Origin of the sequence: Pseudomonas sp. (genome assembly GCF_026224925.1) — a bacterium.
GTDB lineage: Bacteria > Pseudomonadota > Gammaproteobacteria > Pseudomonadales > Pseudomonadaceae > Aquipseudomonas.
The window spans coordinates 1-17,414 of sequence record NZ_JAMFRV010000154.1; the positions used below are offsets into that span (position 1 = coordinate 1).

Sequence of the window (17,414 nt, forward strand, 5' to 3'; positions counted from 1 at the left end):
CATGCAGAACCGAGCACAAGTAGGAGGCCAGAGAGGTCTTCCCTGCCCCATCGGAACCGATGATGGCGATCAAGGGTGCCAGCAAGCGGTCATCGTTCGGAGTCGGGTCATTACTGTGCGAGGGAGAACCTGCCATGAGATGTTTCAACGATTCGCCAAGCGCGAAGAGATAGCCTGCTTGGCCTGCGCAATCACATCCTCAAGCGGTTCGCTGCTATCGAGATCCAGAATGGGCGCGCCCTGATACTCCAGCATCGGAACTTGGGCAATTTTCAGCGCCAATGACTCGTAACGATGATCTGGTTTGCGTGCAAATGCTGTTTCCAGATCGACATTCAAGCGAATGACCAGGTCCGGACGGTAGCTGACCATATAGGTGTAAAGTGCCTTTTCGCGCCGGACCAAAAAACGGACCACGGCGTTGCGACATTTGCCAGCGGCAAGGCCAGGGCCGTCAATTTTCATTTTCAGCACGGCGATTTGCGGAAAACGGTCGGCCACGATGGCTACACCGCCACGCCGCAACACCATCATTTTCTGGTAACGGTGCCAGCGCCTGAGTGACAGTAAAAAGATCGCGAATGCGGCGATCGTCGTAGGACCCTCACCCTCCTGATCATGGCTGGGGTTTCCACGAGGAGAGTTGGCGGCGATAAGACGATCAATCTTTTTCCCTACCAACGGCAGCTTCACCAAAGCCTCGCCCAGCGATTTCGACTGGATGCCCAAGTGGTAGCTTTCGGTGATGCGCGATTCCTGCATCCACAAAACGATGGCGTCGGATACGGTGGACTTCCCTGCGCCGTCACAACCCACAAACGCAATCAAAGGCGCTAAACCAGCCTTACCCTGCGTGCTCCCTGGATGTTCTTGACTGGCTTGCCTTTCAGTCATTGAAAGCTCGAACTTCTCACCAGGAACTTGTTGATTCTTGTAACTCAAAAATTTCATTCTAATGCCTCAGCCGCTATCAATAAATCACACCGCCGAGTCCACGCCGGACAACCCATCAACCTTGCAGAACTCATCTGTCACCCGCTTCATTGCACCGTCTTTAAGCTGCACAACCTCATCGGCTATCTCGATCAACCGAGGCCGGTGAGAAACGGCAATGATGGTGATTTCTGGTGTCAGAGACTTCAACGATGTGCAGATGTCGTACTCCGACTCAGGGTCGAGTGCGCTGGTAGCTTCATCGAGAATCAATAGCCGTGGGCGGTGAGCCAGAGCCCGGGCAATCACAATGCGCTGTCGCTGGCCGCCGGAAAGCTGGCCGCCGCGCTCCCCTACAACCGAGTTCATGCCGTCGGGGAGCTTTTCAACAAACTCCCAGGCGCCGGCTTGACGCAACGCCCGCTCAGCATCGGCTGCCGTCAATGCGGGCTCACCCAATGTTACGTTCGCCAGAATGGTGTCATGCAGCAACAGCGTCTCCTGGGTTACGTACCCGATCAGTCGGCGCCAGTGACGCCGGTCAAGTTCTGTCAGGGGGATACCATCCACCAATATCTGGCCGGTCTGAGGCGCGAGCAGTGCGCACAAGAGGTCCAGAATTGTCGTTTTGCCCGCGCCGGATGGACCGACCAGGGTGGTCATGGTCCCGACTTTAAAAGCAATCGAAACATCATCCAAGACCGTACGCCCACCATAGTTGAACGACACATTCTTCAACGCGATTTGCTGGTTCAAGGTTGGCAGCACGCTGCCCCCTTTGGGTTCAGCCTGAGCAGAGGCTGTATCTACGGCCTCACGCAGAGCCCAAAATGCACTCTCCTGCGCGGCCATACGATGGTAGCGCTGCTGCGCTTTGTGCATGAGCCCCAAGACCCGCACGACCATGAATATGAGCACCATTACCGAAGACAACGGCAGCTTCCAGACCACAAGTCCTGCGTAAAGGCCGGCCGCGGCGAGAATGGCCAGGAGTGGTTCCTGCAATGCGCGCAGGGTTTCCCGGCTGTTGACTTCTTTTTCCATCGCCGCGTTCAACTCTGTGGCCTGATGGCGCAGCAGCGAATCGGCAATGTCCTCACGCGCCATTGCCTTTAGCGGTTTAACCGAACCCAGCGTATCGCTCAGATTAACCAGCAGGTCTCTCATCAGACCGGTTTGACTTTTGCCCGCGCGGCGGGATGTCTTGACCAATCCGCGCAGCCCGATAAGGATTGCCAAGCCCACAAGAAGACAGATCAGAGCGGCCTGCCAGGAAACGATCAACGCAATAACCGCGTAAGCAATAGCCTGAATAGAGAGCGCGACCATGTTCGCAGCATGTTCGTACGCGGTAGATGCGCGATAAGCCTCGGTCGCAACGGCATTTGCAAGTGCGCCGCCGGGCTGTCGCAGATAATGCTCCCAACGACTCGCCAGCGTGGCGTTGATCAGATCAACCCGTAAGTCCGTGGCCACGCGAGCGACGGTGTAACCCACCTGCCGATTGGCCAAAAGAATCAATAGGCTGCTCAACGCCATACCGACGAGGATGATGGATAGCAGAACGATAATAGTTGGCTGCAATCCCACCATCTGCAGAGCATTTACGATGTGCACGCCAAATGATGAATGAGCGTTGTCGCCCAGCATCACCGAAACCAGAGGCAACATAGTGGTCAAACTTACGCTCTCGACCATCCCTGCGACGATAAGACTCAGCAGCATCAGGAAGGTACGTGTCGGATAGCTCCGACCAAAAGCAAATATAATACGCATGGCACTCACACTTGATAATCAGGTTCATTGCCGCACAGTTCGCTGCGCCAAATGACCAGTTGCTTGCGCCCCTCCAGATTTGCGGCGAAGGTCGCGGCGGCTCTACCTGCTTATTCAGGCTGTTCTTTATCGAGAATGGCTGAGGTACGCAGCACCGAAAACGCCTGGATAATTTGGTCAATTTGTTTCGGTGTGTGCGCTGCACTGACACTGCAGCGTACCAACGTAATCCCTGCCGGTGTAGCGGGTGGAAGCACCAGATTGACGTATACCCCCAGGTCGATAAGCGCTCGCCAAAACTGCAGCCCCTGCTCCTTGGTACCGACCATTACCGGGACGACTGGGCTGACGTCTGGCCCGAGCGCGTAACCTAGATTCGCTAAGCCGTCATACAGTCGGCGCGCATTACTCCAGAGGCGCTCACGCAGTTCCGGACGCGATGCGACGGTTTTCAATGCCGAACGCACCGAAGCAATAATTGACGGTGACGGCGACGCCGTGAAAATGTAAGGTCGACTCGCATACCGCAGTACTTCCATCTCGCGGGTTTTGCCTGCGGCGAAACCGCCAATTGCGGCCAGACTTTTGCTGAACGTACCAAGGATGATATCGACGTCATCTTCAACGCCTAACGCTTCTACCAGGCCTCTACCGTTGGCGCCCATCACACCAAACGAATGCGCTTCATCGACTATCAGATACCCGCCTAAGCGCCGTTTGATCTCAGCGATTTCTTTGAGGGGAGCCGTATCTCCCAGCATGCTGTAGATGCCCTCAACGATGATCAGCGCATCCTTGGCTCGCTCTCCCAAGCGCAGCATGCGGCGCTCCAGATCCTTGGCGTCGTTGTGCTGAAAACGAATGACTTCGGCACCACCCAATACACACGCATCATAAATGCTCGCATGACAGTCGGCATCCAGCAGAACCACTTCGCGGGGTCCAGCTAGCGATCCGATGACACCAAGATTTGCAACGTACCCTGTCGAGAACACCATTACCGACGGACGATCCAGGAACTCTGCCAGCTCGGCCTCAAGGGCCATATGGCCGCCGTAGCTGCCATTGGCCATTCGCGAACCGGTCGTGCCTGTACCCTCAATCGCCAGCGCGCGCTGTGCAGCGACAATCGCGTTCGGATCGAATGTCAGACCCAAGTAGTTATTGGTGCCTGCCAGAATGACGTTTTTTCCTCCAATACGGCCTTCGGTCGCGGAGTAAATATCCTCGATACATGTACCGAAGGGGCTTGGGCCCGAATCCTGAAACCTGGCCCGCTCGGCCGCCAGACGGCTGAACCTGTCATAAAGCGCCATTGCCATTCTCCATATACGCAACAAGGGAGGTGGCAAGCTGCCGGGGCGTTCGCACATCCATCAAAATATTGACAGGGATGGAAAGATCGTACTCATCTTCAAGCTTCATCAGCAGGTCCATCATTTTGATGGATTCAATCCCCAGCTCATCAACCAGGTCGCTGTCGGCACCTACATTTTGAGCGGTGGGAAGCAATTCCCGGAGACAAATCAGAACCTTTTCTAAAATCATTTCTTGCGTGAACATTATCGACCTCATGAAAATCTAAAATTCGGGTTTGTCAGAACAGCCTGTCTTGCAAGGCGCGCCGAAGCGTAATTCTCGGCATCCAACCAATGGCATTGGTGATATCCCTGTTGCTGCACGTCCAGTCGCAATGGATCAGTTCGTTCACCTTGCTTGAAGTCAGCATGGGTGACCGACGAATCAGGTACGAGAGCGCTAAATTGACACGTGCAATGCCTTGCAACAGAGCTATCGAAACAGGGATCTGTCGCACGCTTGCCTCACGGATGTCGGCCCCAATCTTGGCCAAACCTTTCCAGCTATATCCACCAAGCGTGCCGTCACTAATCTCGTAGGTGGCCGGCTTTGCAGTTGGCGAGCTGATCCATTGCAAGACAGCCGCGGTAAGGTCAAACACATGTACGAAAGACAGATGGGACTCGGTGGTGCCTAATCTGACCAATAACCCGCGAAGCAACCAAGAGAACAGCGGTTGCAGCTCCTGGTCGCCGGGCCCATAAACCGCTGTAGGCCTGAAGATTCCGACTTTGACGTGCCCGGCTGCGCTGAGAACTTGCTGCTCTGCGTCGAACTTAGACTTGGAATACCATGACAAATCAGGATAGCGAGCCGCCAGTGAGGACATATGGAGAAAGCGCTCACAGGTCCCAGAGTTACGGGCCGCGTCCATCACGCGGCGACTGCCTTGCACATTGACCTCATGGAAGCTTTGAGCATTGCGCCCCCTAACCGCGCCAGCGCAGTGGACCACCACATTCGCGCCCGCCATTAGCTCGGCAAGTGCACGGGGACTTTCCAGACTCCCCCGCACCCATTCAACCCCCTGATTGAAGCCTGACTGCTTCCTGCTCAACGCGCGAATCGTGCAACCTTGCGCGACGAGCATGCGTGCTATTTGGCCACCAATAAACCCACTTCCTCCTGTCAGGGCAACGACCAGCGCCATTATGCGGAACCTACAGCTGCCAACATTTCGCAGGGGGAATTCCTCTGGCTGAGAAATCGCTTGCGAGCCTCGGCCCGAGCAGGCTTGCCCGACGACGTTCTGGGTATGCTGTGAGGCGGCACCAGGTTTATTTCCGGTGAAAGGCCAAACTCGCTATGGATCTTGGCAGACAGCGTACGCAGCAAATAATCCCGCCGATCCTGAGCCAGGATGCGGCATTGAACCTGCATCACTACCGCAGGCTCTCCATCGTTATGGACGATGAATACGATAGCGTCACCGGGCCTGACCTCGGGTTCTGTCTCAGCGACGACCTCGATATCTTGGGGCCAGATATTTCGGCCCCGAATAATGATCAAATCCTTCTTGCGGCCGGTGATGTACAGATTACCGTTGAACAGATAACCAAGATCACCGGTATCCAGCCATTGGGTTTGTTCGAGTTGCTTGATGGACTCTGCGTCACGGAAGTAACCCTGCATCAGGCTAGGCCCGGAAATATAGATCCGACCGACGCAACGCTCAGCCAGCACCTTACCTACTTTATCGCGCACCTCAATGTGATGGCCCGGTAACGCACCGCCGCAATTGACAAAAGTGCGGGTGGCACTGGAGGCATCGGTCGCAGTCACTGCCCGCCCCTCAAGCTCCAGGGCATCTCGATCAATGCAGTCGACCTGCCCCCCAACTCCGTGCGGTGCGAAACTCACGGCCAGCGTGTTTTCAGCCAGACCGTAACACGGCATAAAGGCGTTGGAATTGAAGCCTGCACCAGCAAAATGTTTTGCAAAACGATTGAGTGTTGCAATCCCGATCGGCTCTGCGCCAACCCCCGCAACACGCCATTGAGAAAGGTCCAGGTTGGCGACTTCGCTCTCACTGCATCGACGTACGCACAGGTCATAGCCAAAAGGTGGCGCCACGGAAACGGTGCCTCGGTTTCGGCTCATCAAGTTCAACCACTGCCGCGGCCGCATGGCAAAATCCTGCGTGCGCAGGTAATCGACCGACAACTGGGTTGCGATAGGCGTCAGGACAAACCCGACCAGCCCCATGTCGTGATAAAACGGTAACCATGAGACACAACGGTCGCCTGCTTGCAGCCTGATACCGTCATGACTAATACCACGCAGGTTCGCCATAACCGACCGTTGGGTAACCACAACACCACGAGGGAACCGCGTACTACCGGAGGTATATTGCAAGTACGCGATATCGTCAGGCTGAGGACTAGCAAGCCCCACTTCAACTAACGGGAGGGCTTCAAGTTTTTCAGCCGTTCCAATGAATTTTTGCGTGGTCGCATCGATGGCCTCATACACGAACGGCAGCCACTCTTCACCACCGAAAACAGCTGATGGTGCACAACTGGCAAGTAGCTCGCGCAACTTCTCAACATACAAATGGTGATGACCAACACCGATCGGAATCGACAGAGGTACGGGGATAAGACCGGCGTATTGACAGGCAAAAAACACTTCTGCGAAGTACGGGGCCGTATCCGCAATAAGCGCAACACGATCACCTTTACGCAGTCCAAGCCCCAGTAACCTCTTGGCAGCTGCAACAGCTCGCCGCTTCAACATCCGATAGTCAACCACAGCCGTTAAGTGGCACCGTCTGTCATAATAATTCATGCCCGTTCGTCCAAGCGCTGCGTAATCCAGAGCCTCAACCAGGGTAGGGAAATCCGCGAGGCGTTGCGCAAGCTCTTGGTTAGAAGGGGTCTCTGACAAATAAAGGACAGCCATTAAATTAATCTCAATTCAGGTACCGCAACGCAGGAGTACTGCGCCAGTAAAAGAAAGCCACACAAGACAAACTCATCGTTCTGCGCAGGAAAATAAAGTCTTAGTCAAATAGCGCAGCCGGAAAAACCATCTAACCGACCACAGACCCTATATCGTAAAAAGTATGTAAAGCCTAATACACAGTACGTCCGCAACAACTATCTAAATCATCGATACAGGGAATCCATCTCAACGATAGTTGGAAATTACATTATCCCAAAAACGGTAAAAGACTATTACATCACATTAAAGCTTCCCATCGCGGCGCTACGCCTTACAATTGAGTATTCCACGCACTAATGGCATGGCCACATGAAATTAGATGAGAAAACTAGCTATTTGGTTGCAACTAAACAGGTTAAGGACGGTACCGCCCTTAAAGCATTTCACCCCGATCCGCCGAAAAGTAGACACGTATTTTCATGAAAAAAATGAGCTCCCCAATTGTTACGGAAAAGGTGAAGGATCATCAGGATCTGAATGCTTTCATCTCTTTAGCGGGTTCGCTTTACAAGGATGATCCTTGCTGGATTGAACCGCTTCATCTTGAGCGTCGCGAACACCTTTCAGTCAAGAATCCAGCTTCCGAACACATTACGTGGTGCGCTTGGATTGCCAAACGCGATGGCGTGCCGGTCGGACGTATCACTGCCCAGATCGACACACTTCATCGTGAACTCTATGGCCCTGACACCGGGCATTTTGGGATGCTTGAGGCTATTGATGATCAAGAGGTCTTCAACAGTTTGTTCTCTGCCGCTGAATCGTGGCTGCGAGAACACGGCGCCAAGCAGATTACAGGTCCGTTCAGCCTGAATATCAATCAGGAAAGCGGACTGCTGATTGAAGGTTTCGACACGCCACCTTCGGCGCTAATGAACCACGGCCACCCTTATTATCAGAAACACCTCTTGGCTCAACACTACGCACCCGCCATAGACCTGCTGGCTTATTGGATGCGTATCGACGAGATAAAATTCCCTGCGCCACTGAAGGCGATGATGGCGCGCGAGCGTGCGCGAATTCAGATCCGACCGCTCGACAGAAGCAGATTCGAAGCCGAAATGCAGACGCTTAGAGACATTTTCAACGACGCCTGGGCCAAAAACTGGGGGTTTGTTCCATTCACCGAGAAAGAATTCAGCGAAATGGGCGCGCAATTGAAGCTTCTGGTACCCAATGATTTTATCTACATTGCCGAGATCGATGGCGAGCCCTGTGCATTTATTGTGGCGATGCCCAACATCAATGAGGCGATCCTGCCCTTGAACGGCCGGTTACTGCCGTTTGGTTGGCTTCGTTTGCTGTGGAAATTAAAAGTGACGGGAACCCGGACGGCGCGGATTCCACTTATGGGGGTCAAGCAGCATTATCAATTCAGCAGGCGGGGCCCCACCCTGGCACTGCTACTGGTTGAGGCACTGAAGAAGTCCTTTATCAAGCGCAAGATAGGCGCGTTTGAAATGTCCTGGATTCTTGAAACCAATACGGGCATGCGCACCATCATGGAACGGATGGGCGCCAACGCTTACAAACGCTATCGCCTGTATGAAAAGCATATCTGATCGACCGCGCTTTCCAGCGCTGGCAGTGTTGGCTGCCGACCATACCGCTCGAACAAACGACGCAACGCATTTGCGCAACAGACGGCGTACGAGTGGGGACAATTATCATGCCTTTCGCTGAAGCGGCTGTCGACACCGTCTCGATCTTCGATCACAGGCACGTCGAAAAACTGCTACAGAAAGAGTCAGCTTGGACATCATCTGACCATTTGACAGCGAGATGACATCCCATGTCGTTCGCCGCCTTTTCGCTTCGCAGGTAGAGGCATTTTTTCTTGCAACTCAGCCTGACAACAAGGCCTGAATAATGCTTCTGATTGATCGCTACATCATTGCCGAAATTCGGCGTCCCGTTTCGGTAATGGTCGGCATCCTAACTTTTGTGTTCGCCAGTTACTCGGCAGAACGCTACCTGACACAAGCTGCCAATGGCACCTTAGCGTTGCAGTCCGTGCTAGACATGGTGTTTTACAAGGTCATTATCGCGCTCGAAACGCTGGTTCCGGTCGCGCTGTATGCCTCGGTTGCAATCGCACTGGGCAGGCTCTATCACGACTCGGAAGTCACTGCCATTCTTGCCTCAGGGGCCAGCCCGCTGCGCCTGTATAGAGCAATTGCATTGCTTTCCATCCCGATTGCGATTGCCGTGACCGTACTCTCGGTCTATGGCCGTCCATGGGCGTATACCCAGGCCTATGAGTTGGAACACGCATCCAAGACCGATCTGGACGTCAACCATCTCTTGCCCCAACGCTTCAATCTCAATCAAGACAACGGAAGGATGATCCTTGCCGAAAGCATTGATCGTGCGTCCGGCAGCCTTAAAAACGTGTTGATCTACGATGCAGGCGAAGGAAGATCCCGGATCTTTCGCTCAAACCTGGTCAAAATCGTGGACTCTAATCCTGACGCCCCTATCGTGGAACTTACCAACGGCACGTCGTATTCCCTGGAACACAATAATGCCAAGGATGTGACCAACACGTTCAGCCATCAAATGCTGTTGCACCTGAAGCCGATAGAGCGTGAAGCAGACAACAAACGAAAATCCACATCCACCGCAATGCTGATCGCCTCCACGGCCCCGCAGGATAAAGCCGAGTTGCAGTGGCGCGAAACCCGCGGCGTGAGCGCCATACTGCTTGCCTTACTGGCGGTGCCCCTAAGCAGAACCGCTCCGCGCAAGGGGCGTTTTTCTACATTGCTGCCCATCGCAACGCTGTTCGCGGTGATCTTTTATGCAGGCAACATTTGCAGGTCGCTGGTCGGGAATGCATCCATCTCGCAAACGCCTGGCGTGTGGTCAGTTCCGCTGTTAATGGGCGTGGCATTGCTGATATTCATTGCCCGAGATCTATCCTTTTTGCGACTGCGCTTTAAATGAGAATCACGAGCCTCTACCTGATTCGCAACGTGCTGATCGGATTCGTTGCAGCGGCAGCCCTGTTGCTCCCCTTGTTCACGACCTTTGATCTGATCAGCGAACTCGATGACGTGACCTCCGGCGGCTATCGCTGGACCCAGGCGCTGGAAGTCGTCTTGATGACGCTGCCTCGGCGCGCGGTGGACCTGGGCCCTTTCATAGCGCTGCTGGGCGGGATCACGGGGCTGGGGCAACTCGCGTTGACCCAGGAATTGACCGCCATGCGCACCGCTGGAATTTCCATCCTCCAAATTGCCCTCACCACGGTAATAGCCGGCTTGATCCTGGTGGTGTTGCTGGGCGTCATGGATGAATGGGTTGCATCGCCTTTACAGCAGCACGCCGTGCAAATAAAAAATGAAGCGCTTGCCGTTTCAGATGAAGCCGCAAGCCCCACGGGCAGCATCTGGGCTCGGAACGGTAATGAGGTGGCGCGTATCGGCGTACTGTCTCGACATAACAGGCCGGTCAATATTGAGATATTCCAGTACACGTCGGACATGCAGCTGAAGTCATACATCTTTGCCGACAGTGCAGATATTCGGACAGATGGCACATGGTTACTTAAAAACCCGCAAATCAAAGAGTGGGAATTGTCTGATGAAAGCACACGTCAGCAGGACTACATGGTTTGGCAATCAGTCTTCCCCGGGCGACACCTGAAGGAACTGGCACTGCCCACAGACAGCTTCTCGATCAAACAGCTGCATCATTACATCCAATTCCTGAAAGGTTCAGACCAGCCGAGCGCCGAGTATGAAATGGCGATGTGGCAAAAACTGGGCCGCCCTATCCTGACCCTGGCGATGATTCTGTTTTCAGTGCCTTTCACGTTCACACAACAACGCTCTCCTGGCCTGGGTGGTCGTTTGGCCATTGGCGCCGTCGTGGGGCTGCTGATTTATGTCAGCAACCAAATCGTCGCCAACCTGGGCTTATTGCTCAATGGCAATGTCATGCTGACGACATTGACCCCATCGCTTGCCCTACTGGCTATCGCCCTGATGCTCAGCTATCGCTTTGATCGAGCGTCATAGTGCGCCATACGAAGATGATCACGATCGGCCGCCGGCTACTGTATTTAATTACCCCTCTGAAGGATGGGCAGCAAGCATGATTGAATCAACATCTCGTCCTCGGCGGACTGGCATAATCCTCAACCCTAAGAGCGGCCATGTTCGACGGCACCTGGCGCAACTGCGCCAGCTTGCCGAACAGGTACCGGCTGCCACAGTGATAGAAGCCTCATCCCCGGAGAAGATCACAGAGGCAGTGAATACTTTCGAATTGGCGGCTGAAGATTTGCTGGTGGTCATCGGCGGGGATGGCAGCCTGCAAGCCGCCCTTACAGCAATGCTAAGGCTTGAGCTGCAGGTAACCCCCCGAGTTCTAGTAGTCGCCGCAGGCACCACCAATATGAGTGCAGCCGATTTGGGTATGCGCCTGAAACCCGCCGCGGCATTACAGGCCCTTCATGACTGGATCAGCGGCAAGACTTCGGCACCGATAACCCGCCCGCGTAAGGTAGTCCAAGTTGCTGACTCGAGCCTAACGCCACCCCAGTACGGGATGTTTTTCGGTGCAGGCGCCATTATCAGCGGGGTCAGGTATTTCCATGGCAGCGTACGCCCCAAAGGCGTGCGCGGAGCCTTGGGTCCGTCACTCGCCTTTGTGCGCACGCTGCTATCGCTGTTCAGCAACCGTGAGCACCCACTTTTGCCGGCCACCAAGGCAAGGCTGCATCTGAAAAAGCAGCCTGTGCATGCCGAATGGCTGCTGATTTTGGCCACCACCCTGGACACATTACTGCTCGGCAGCACACCCTATTGGGGAACCGAAAAGGCACCCATGCACTTCACCGCCATCACCCATCGCGCCCCGCGCTTACTCACCGCGCTGTTCTTCCTTTTGCGTGGCAAAACCAACGCGACGGTCAGAAATAGTCAGGCCTATATCAGCCACAACGTGACCCATTCCACCATTGAAGACTTGAGCGAATATCTGCTCGATGGCGAAATTTTTTCTACGCAGGGCTCACTTCGTCTTTCGGCTAACACCGCTGTTCGCTTCATTTTAATTTAACGAGGGGCCAAATGATGCATATCGCTATAGCGCTATTGCCTCGCTGCCACGGCTAAGTGGAACTAATATCTTGGACCCCGAGTGGATTAGCATATAACTGATTCTTTTATATAGGATTTTAGTGTGAGCCAACAGATTAGAGCTATTGCCAATCATCCCCCGCTGCAAGTGATCGCGATAACGGGTTGTGATGGTTCAGGTAAGTCGACCTTGGCTGCTAGCCTAGTAAGCGATTTATCTTCGCAGTACTCGACGGAGTTGCTTTATCTTGGGCAGTCGTCGGGGCGCATAGGCGAATGGATCAGTCGCCTACCCATTATCGGCGCTCCCTTTGGTCGTTACCTATTGGCGAAGTCTGATTGTGTGCACGATCGTCCGTCGACACCTCCAAGTAATGTAACAACGCTGGCGATCTACTTACTCTCTTGCTGGAGAGCTTACAAATTCCGGAGAATGTTGGCGAAGAGCCGACAGGGGCATCTGCTGATCACAGATCGCTACCCTCAAGCTGAAGTGGCGGGGTTCCGGTTTGATGGTCCGCAGCTAGCAAAAACGACTGGAGGTAACTATTGGGTGCGCGCGCTTAGAAAACGCGAGCAAAAGTTGTACCAATGGATGGCCTCTTATCCCCCCCTGTTATTGATTCGGCTTGATATTGATGAACAATCGGCACACTCACGCAAACCTGATCATAAGCTTTCGGCTTTGCGTGAAAAAATTGCTGTCATACCACATCTCACTTTTAATGGCGCGAAGATTCTTGACCTAGATGGTCGAGAGCCCGCGAGTAAAATTCTCGATGAGTCGTTACGCGTGATTCGAACCTCTCTTTCGCCTTCACGAGTTTAGGCTTGTGATTACCCTGATAATGCTGAAGTAAATACAAGCAGATAGAATGAATACAGAAAATTATTCGTCACCCGCATATGTTGCCGGACTTGTTGCGGTAGTCGGCTGCGATGGCACGGGAAAGTCTACGCTTACCGCAGAGTTAGTAAAAAGGCTGGAGTCGCGGTGGGTGGCTGAACGTCGTTATTTAGGGCTAATCTCCGGCGAGAATGGCGATAAGATTAAACGCCTGCCTTTAATTGGTGCATGGCTTGAGCGGCGCTTGGCTGCCAAATCTGAGAAGACTCAGAGTATGAGTAGCACGTCTCCAGCGCTCTGGGCTGCTTTGATTATGTACGGGCTCTCATTGTGGCGTATGTCTAACTTACGCAATGTACAGCGTTTGGCACGGAGCGGCGTATTGGTTATTAGTGATCGCTATCCGCAGGCAGAGATTTCAGGATTTCACTATGATGGGCCTGGCATTGGCGTGGAACGCGTGACGGGCTGGCTGATGACTCGCTTGGCAACACGCGAGCGACGACTGTATCACCAGATGGCTTCATACCGCCCCGAATTAATCATTCGCCTTGATATTGATATCGACACCGCTATTTCTCGCAAACCTGACCATAGCGATATGGAGTTGCGGTATAAAATTGATGTCATGGCTAAGCTTCACTACAACGACTCTAGAATTCTCGAACTGGATGCTAGAGCTCCATTTAGTGAAGTGCTGGAAAAAGCACTAAACGCTATATCTTCAGTTGCTGCAGCCTCTCAGCGCAGAACTGGAGTCATCTGATTAGGAGCGAGAATTTCACATGCAACCATCTCAACCCGCGCTGCATCCTCTATGGCGGCGGTTACTCATTAACATTGGGAAGCGCTTTTTACGCTGGAATGGGCGTTTCCAGTCGCGTCATTCGCTGGTCTCTACTACACCAAAAATCAGTAATGACGAATTTGACTGGGTGGCGCATCTTGAGAGTGCTTGGCCTGAGATACGGGCTGAGCTTGACCACCTGCTTGAAAAGCCTGAAGATATTCCATCGTTCCATCAAATATCCCCGGATCAAAAGCGAATCTCTAAGGGGGACAATTGGAAAACCTTTGGCCTGTATATATTTGGTAAGCGCATCGAACAAAACTGCGAACTATGCCCACTAACTGCGGCAGCGGTCAACTCGATTCCAAACATGCGTACGGCGATGTTCTCTATTCTGAAGCAGCATTATCACATAGTTCCCCACAAAGGCCCGACGCGTGCAGTGATACGCGCTCACTTAGGCGTCAAAGTGCCAAAAAATTGGCAAGATGTTTGGATTCGAGTGGATGACCAAGTCCTGCACTGGCAGGAAGGTAAGGTTGTACTGTTTGATGACTCCTATGAGCATGAAGTGCGCAATGATACGGATGAGTTACGTGCCGTATTGTTTTTAGATATAGATCGGCCGATGGATCGAATTGGAACGCTCTTTAACCGTATGCTTTTTGCATTGATGAAAGTGAGCCCTTATGTGAAACAGCCTATCAAGAATTTATCAGCATGGAATCGCAAGAATAATTGAGCTGCAGAGCAGAGTATGATTAGCCTTGCCTTAACATTTATATCCAGATTGCTGCAGCCTGCACAGGGACAGACGTCCCGGTCAATTGCTCGCCGTCAGAAACGCAATAAAGATATATTCTAAGGACATCTGAAAAAGAGAGTATTTTATGCATTCAAAACTTCCACCGCTCATCGCAGTTATTGGCAGCGATGGTTCTGGAAAATCCACTGTCTGCGAACACCTTATTACCCATGTAAAAAAATATGGGCCAGCCACAAGAGTTCACTTGGGTAAACAGGCAGGGAACGTAGGGCGTGCGGCTGTAAAGATACCCGTCATAGGTAATTATCTTGATAAGACGATTGAGCGTAATAAAGTCAAAATCGTCAAATCTCGTATTGGCCCGCTGCCAGCTTTAGTCATTATATTTTTCGTGCTACGTCGACTATTGCGCTTTCGTCGCATGCTGGCTTTTCGTCGACGCGGGCTAATGGTATTAGCTGACCGTTTTCCACAGGTGCAAATTCCGGGTGCTTATGACGGCACAGTGTTTCCCGCCGACGCATCAGGTAGCCGCTTTGTTACATGGCTAGCAGGCCGTGAACGCGCAGCTTTTCAATGGATGGCCAATCATAAGCCAGACTTAGTGATAAAACTAAATGTTGATCTTGATGTTGCCTGCGCTCGCAAGCCTGATCATCGCCAAGAATCGCTTGCCGGAAAAATAGCTGTAACCCCACTACTGACTTTTCAAGGCGCACAAATCGTTGATATCGACGCCAACACGCCTCTTGATGAAGTGTTCGGTGCCGCTGAAGAGGCCGTATCGAAGTTCCTGGAAGCTCGTGGATACAGTCGTATTGACGAAGGCAAGTCCGTTGACATCCCATAATCACTAACAACCATTGTAATGGTCCCAACAGGAGCTACTGCAGTGCCGAAGAGCTTAAGAGAAGCGCTGAAGAACATTTCCGGGCGAGATCCAAACCCATCGATTCCAAGGGTGCCCTAGATTTTGTGTAACCGGAATTTCTGTTAAACCGACAACAGCCGATCTTCGAACTGGGTATTGAAGCGATTCAAGGTCGCTTTCCAGTCCCGGATCGGCATTGTCCACTTCTTGCTGATGTTGTTCAGCGCCAGGTAAAATAGCTTCGTCACCGCCTCGTCAGTTGGAAATGACGCGCGGGTTTTGATCACCTTACGCAGGCGGCGTTTTGCAAGGTAGTTGTCGCGTCAACCGTGTTTTCATGCGGCTATTTTCAGTACCGGCAGCTCCCTTTCCGGGTTAAGCGTGACGACCCCAATGGGCTGCCAATTACGCGTCGCGCCTGACCAGCGACGAGGGTGTTGATTGCGAGTTTGCTGATACAGTACATGACACCTGGCCAAGACCTCTTTATCTTCACCGCGATGACGTTGTGCGGGGTCACGAAGCGGATACGACTGTGGCGGTGTTGATAGTTGTACCAGCGGATAAAGTCGCGTACCCAACTGCGGGCTGCGTCCAGATTTGCAAAGCCATCCGCAGGCCATTGCGGACAGTATTTTAGGGTTCTAAACAGTGACTCCGAGTAGGGATTGTCGTTGCTGACCCGTGGTCGTCCGCGTGAGGGAGTGATACCCAAGTCGTACAGTTTGCTCAGCAACGTCACCGACTTCACCGGCGCGCCGTTGTCCGAGTGCAGCACCAAGGGCCGCCCTGCGCAACGTTCGGCAAGCACCGTGCGCTCCATCAGTTCAGCAGCCCGTTCGCCGCTTTCTTGCTCGTAAACCTCCCAGCCCACGGCTATACGGCTGTAGATGTCGTCAATCAAATACAGGTAGTAATACTTTCCACGCACGGGCGAGGGTAAATAGGTGATGTCCCACGACCAAACCTGATTGGCGGTGGCGGCACGGTGAGTCGTCGGCGATGCATGTTTGTGCGGTGCATGGCTGCGGCCACGTCGGTGCTGCTGATTAGCCTGCTTGAGGACGCGGTAAAAGGTCGACTCTGAGGCCAGGTAACGGTCTTGATCGGCCAACATTGGCACGATCTGGCTGGGCGGCAGGCTGACGACTGTCGGGCTGTTGCAGACCTCTAAAATAGCGTAACGCTCCTGCTCACTCAGGGCATTGCCTGGTCGCGGGCGCAGCGTAGTGGTACGCACATCGGCTTGCATTACCGGCGTCAATGCCCAGCGTTGCAGGCTGCGCAGCGACAGGCCGACCTCTGCACTGGCAATCGCTTTACGCGCACCAGAAACCACGGCATGGTTAAAACGCTCAACGAGTTGTAGCCGTTCTTGCAGCGAGGTCAGACGTCCTCGTTGTCGCTTCCCCAGAAGGCATTCATCTTCTTTCGCAACACCAGGATCGCGGCAGTTTCTGCCAGCGCTTTGTCCTTGCGACGTAGGTCGCGTTCCAGCTCGGCAATGCGATTTTTATCAGCCGGCGCCTGCTCTCGCTCTGCTTGGCGTTGCGCCTGAGCGGACAACTGGCCGGTGATGCAGGCTTGACGCCAAGCGGCTATTTGCTCGGGATACAACCCCTTGCTACGACAGTATTCGCTGAGTTCGATTTCGCTCAGCGTGGCGGTATGCAACACCGCTGCGAACTTGGCTTCGCCCGACCAGTTATCGGCACTGCTTTTATCTCCGGGTACCACAGCGCCTCCTGCTTTGAGCTTGGAGCGCCAAGCATACAGGGGGGTGGGGCGATGCCTTCCTGACGCGAAAACTCGGCCACGGACATTTTTTGAGGAGGCAGTAACTTGTTGATAAGGGCAGTGTTACGCTCGGGTGAATAGCTCGACATGACAGCTCTCTTTGACGCCCCCGATTTATCGTTTTGATAAATCAGCTGAGGCGACAACTAGCCTGACACCGGGGGACCTATGACAGCGAGTTACGTCCGGAACGGGCTAACCGCCCTGCCCAGATCGTCATGCATAACGCCGACTATTATGCTCGC

General features: G+C 53.4%; 14 protein-coding genes and 2 pseudogenes. 8 read left to right on the forward strand and 8 right to left on the reverse strand.

What is annotated here, in order from left to right; translation table 11 throughout:
* Window positions 1-144: 144 nt before the first annotated feature.
* The 6 genes from M0974_RS06540 to M0974_RS06565 form a co-directional block, all read right to left on the reverse strand.
* On the reverse strand, window positions 145-894 hold the full coding sequence (locus M0974_RS06540; RefSeq protein ID WP_297834261.1) for a nucleoside triphosphate hydrolase: 750 nt from the start codon (window positions 892-894) through the stop codon (window positions 145-147).
* A gap of 84 nt (window positions 895-978) precedes the next feature.
* Window positions 979-2,709: an ABC transporter ATP-binding protein gene (locus tag M0974_RS06545; protein WP_297834264.1), complete on the reverse strand. Its 1,731-nt coding sequence runs from the start codon at window positions 2,707-2,709 to the stop codon at window positions 979-981.
* 110 nt (window positions 2,710-2,819) lie between these two features.
* On the reverse strand, window positions 2,820-4,025 hold the full coding sequence (locus M0974_RS06550) for an aminotransferase class I/II-fold pyridoxal phosphate-dependent enzyme (RefSeq protein WP_297834267.1): 1,206 nt from the start codon (window positions 4,023-4,025) through the stop codon (window positions 2,820-2,822).
* The gene (locus tag M0974_RS06555) at window positions 4,012-4,272 is read right to left on the reverse strand and encodes an acyl carrier protein (RefSeq protein WP_297834270.1); all 261 of its coding nucleotides are present in this window, start codon (window positions 4,270-4,272) and stop codon (window positions 4,012-4,014) included. Before M0974_RS06555 ends, M0974_RS06550 begins: the two co-directional genes overlap by 14 nt.
* A gap of 34 nt (window positions 4,273-4,306) precedes the next feature.
* Complete coding sequence (locus M0974_RS06560) at window positions 4,307-5,218, reverse strand: NAD(P)-dependent oxidoreductase (RefSeq protein WP_297834273.1); 912 nt, start codon at window positions 5,216-5,218, stop codon at window positions 4,307-4,309.
* Window positions 5,218-6,969 (reverse strand): fatty acyl-AMP ligase, encoded by a 1,752-nt coding sequence (locus M0974_RS06565; protein ID WP_297834276.1) that lies wholly within the window; start codon window positions 6,967-6,969, stop codon window positions 5,218-5,220. Before M0974_RS06565 ends, M0974_RS06560 begins: the two co-directional genes overlap by 1 nt.
* Window positions 6,970-7,430: 461 nt before the next feature.
* Between M0974_RS06565 and M0974_RS06570 the strand changes: the two genes are divergently transcribed.
* The 8 genes from M0974_RS06570 to M0974_RS06605 all read left to right on the forward strand — a co-directional run bounded on the left by M0974_RS06570 (window position 7,431) and on the right by M0974_RS06605 (window position 15,351).
* Window positions 7,431-8,573 carry an N-acetyltransferase gene (locus M0974_RS06570; RefSeq protein WP_297834278.1) on the forward strand — a complete coding sequence of 381 codons (1,143 nt, stop codon included), beginning with the start codon at window positions 7,431-7,433 and terminating at the stop codon, window positions 8,571-8,573.
* Between the two features lie 307 nt (window positions 8,574-8,880).
* Window positions 8,881-9,957, forward strand: coding sequence for an LPS export ABC transporter permease LptF (lptF, locus tag M0974_RS06575; RefSeq protein ID WP_297834280.1), 1,077 nt, complete (start codon window positions 8,881-8,883; stop codon window positions 9,955-9,957).
* A complete protein-coding gene (gene lptG / locus M0974_RS06580) occupies window positions 9,954-11,033 on the forward strand; it encodes an LPS export ABC transporter permease LptG (protein ID WP_297834282.1) in 1,080 nt (359 codons plus the stop codon). The genes lptF and lptG overlap by 4 nt, the downstream gene beginning before the upstream one ends.
* A 76-nt stretch (window positions 11,034-11,109) precedes the next feature.
* Window positions 11,110-12,078 carry a diacylglycerol kinase family protein gene (locus M0974_RS06585; RefSeq protein WP_297834284.1) on the forward strand — a complete coding sequence of 323 codons (969 nt, stop codon included), beginning with the start codon at window positions 11,110-11,112 and terminating at the stop codon, window positions 12,076-12,078.
* A 123-nt stretch (window positions 12,079-12,201) separates the two neighbouring features.
* On the forward strand, window positions 12,202-12,927 hold the full coding sequence (locus M0974_RS06590; protein ID WP_297834287.1) for a hypothetical protein: 726 nt from the start codon (window positions 12,202-12,204) through the stop codon (window positions 12,925-12,927).
* A gap of 46 nt (window positions 12,928-12,973) precedes the next feature.
* Window positions 12,974-13,711 (forward strand): hypothetical protein, encoded by a 738-nt coding sequence (locus M0974_RS06595; protein WP_297834290.1) that lies wholly within the window; start codon window positions 12,974-12,976, stop codon window positions 13,709-13,711.
* 19 nt (window positions 13,712-13,730) lie between these two features.
* The gene (locus tag M0974_RS06600; protein WP_297834293.1) at window positions 13,731-14,477 is read left to right on the forward strand and encodes an aspartyl/asparaginyl beta-hydroxylase domain-containing protein; all 747 of its coding nucleotides are present in this window, start codon (window positions 13,731-13,733) and stop codon (window positions 14,475-14,477) included.
* 148 nt (window positions 14,478-14,625) lie between these two features.
* The gene (locus M0974_RS06605) at window positions 14,626-15,351 is read left to right on the forward strand and encodes a nucleoside triphosphate hydrolase (protein ID WP_297834296.1); all 726 of its coding nucleotides are present in this window, start codon (window positions 14,626-14,628) and stop codon (window positions 15,349-15,351) included.
* Between the two features lie 143 nt (window positions 15,352-15,494).
* On the opposite strand, the pseudogene M0974_RS06610 reads toward M0974_RS06605, so the two are convergent.
* A pseudogene (locus M0974_RS06610) lies at window positions 15,495-15,668 on the reverse strand (IS256 family transposase); the annotation flags it as partial.
* A 39-nt stretch (window positions 15,669-15,707) separates the two neighbouring features.
* Window positions 15,708-17,258 (reverse strand): annotated as a pseudogene (locus tag M0974_RS06615) (IS3 family transposase).
* Between the last annotated feature and the right edge of the window lie 156 nt (window positions 17,259-17,414).

Coding starts and splice junctions, on each gene's coding strand:
- M0974_RS06595 (WP_297834290.1), top strand. CDS start 12,974: ATGAATACAGAAAATTATTCGTCACCCGCATATGTTGCCGGACTTGTT.
- M0974_RS06540 (WP_297834261.1), bottom strand. CDS start 894: ATGACTGAAAGGCAAGCCAGTCAAGAACATCCAGGGAGCACGCAGGGT.
- M0974_RS06585 (WP_297834284.1), top strand. CDS start 11,110: ATGATTGAATCAACATCTCGTCCTCGGCGGACTGGCATAATCCTCAAC.
- M0974_RS06570 (WP_297834278.1), top strand. CDS start 7,431: ATGAAAAAAATGAGCTCCCCAATTGTTACGGAAAAGGTGAAGGATCAT.
- M0974_RS06555 (WP_297834270.1), bottom strand. CDS start 4,272: ATGTTCACGCAAGAAATGATTTTAGAAAAGGTTCTGATTTGTCTCCGG.
- M0974_RS06550 (WP_297834267.1), bottom strand. CDS start 4,025: ATGGCGCTTTATGACAGGTTCAGCCGTCTGGCGGCCGAGCGGGCCAGG.
- M0974_RS06560 (WP_297834273.1), bottom strand. CDS start 5,218: ATGGCGCTGGTCGTTGCCCTGACAGGAGGAAGTGGGTTTATTGGTGGC.
- lptF (WP_297834280.1), top strand. CDS start 8,881: ATGCTTCTGATTGATCGCTACATCATTGCCGAAATTCGGCGTCCCGTT.
- M0974_RS06565 (WP_297834276.1), bottom strand. CDS start 6,969: ATGGCTGTCCTTTATTTGTCAGAGACCCCTTCTAACCAAGAGCTTGCG.
- M0974_RS06545 (WP_297834264.1), bottom strand. CDS start 2,709: ATGCGTATTATATTTGCTTTTGGTCGGAGCTATCCGACACGTACCTTC.
- lptG (WP_297834282.1), top strand. CDS start 9,954: ATGAGAATCACGAGCCTCTACCTGATTCGCAACGTGCTGATCGGATTC.
- M0974_RS06605 (WP_297834296.1), top strand. CDS start 14,626: ATGCATTCAAAACTTCCACCGCTCATCGCAGTTATTGGCAGCGATGGT.
- M0974_RS06600 (WP_297834293.1), top strand. CDS start 13,731: ATGCAACCATCTCAACCCGCGCTGCATCCTCTATGGCGGCGGTTACTC.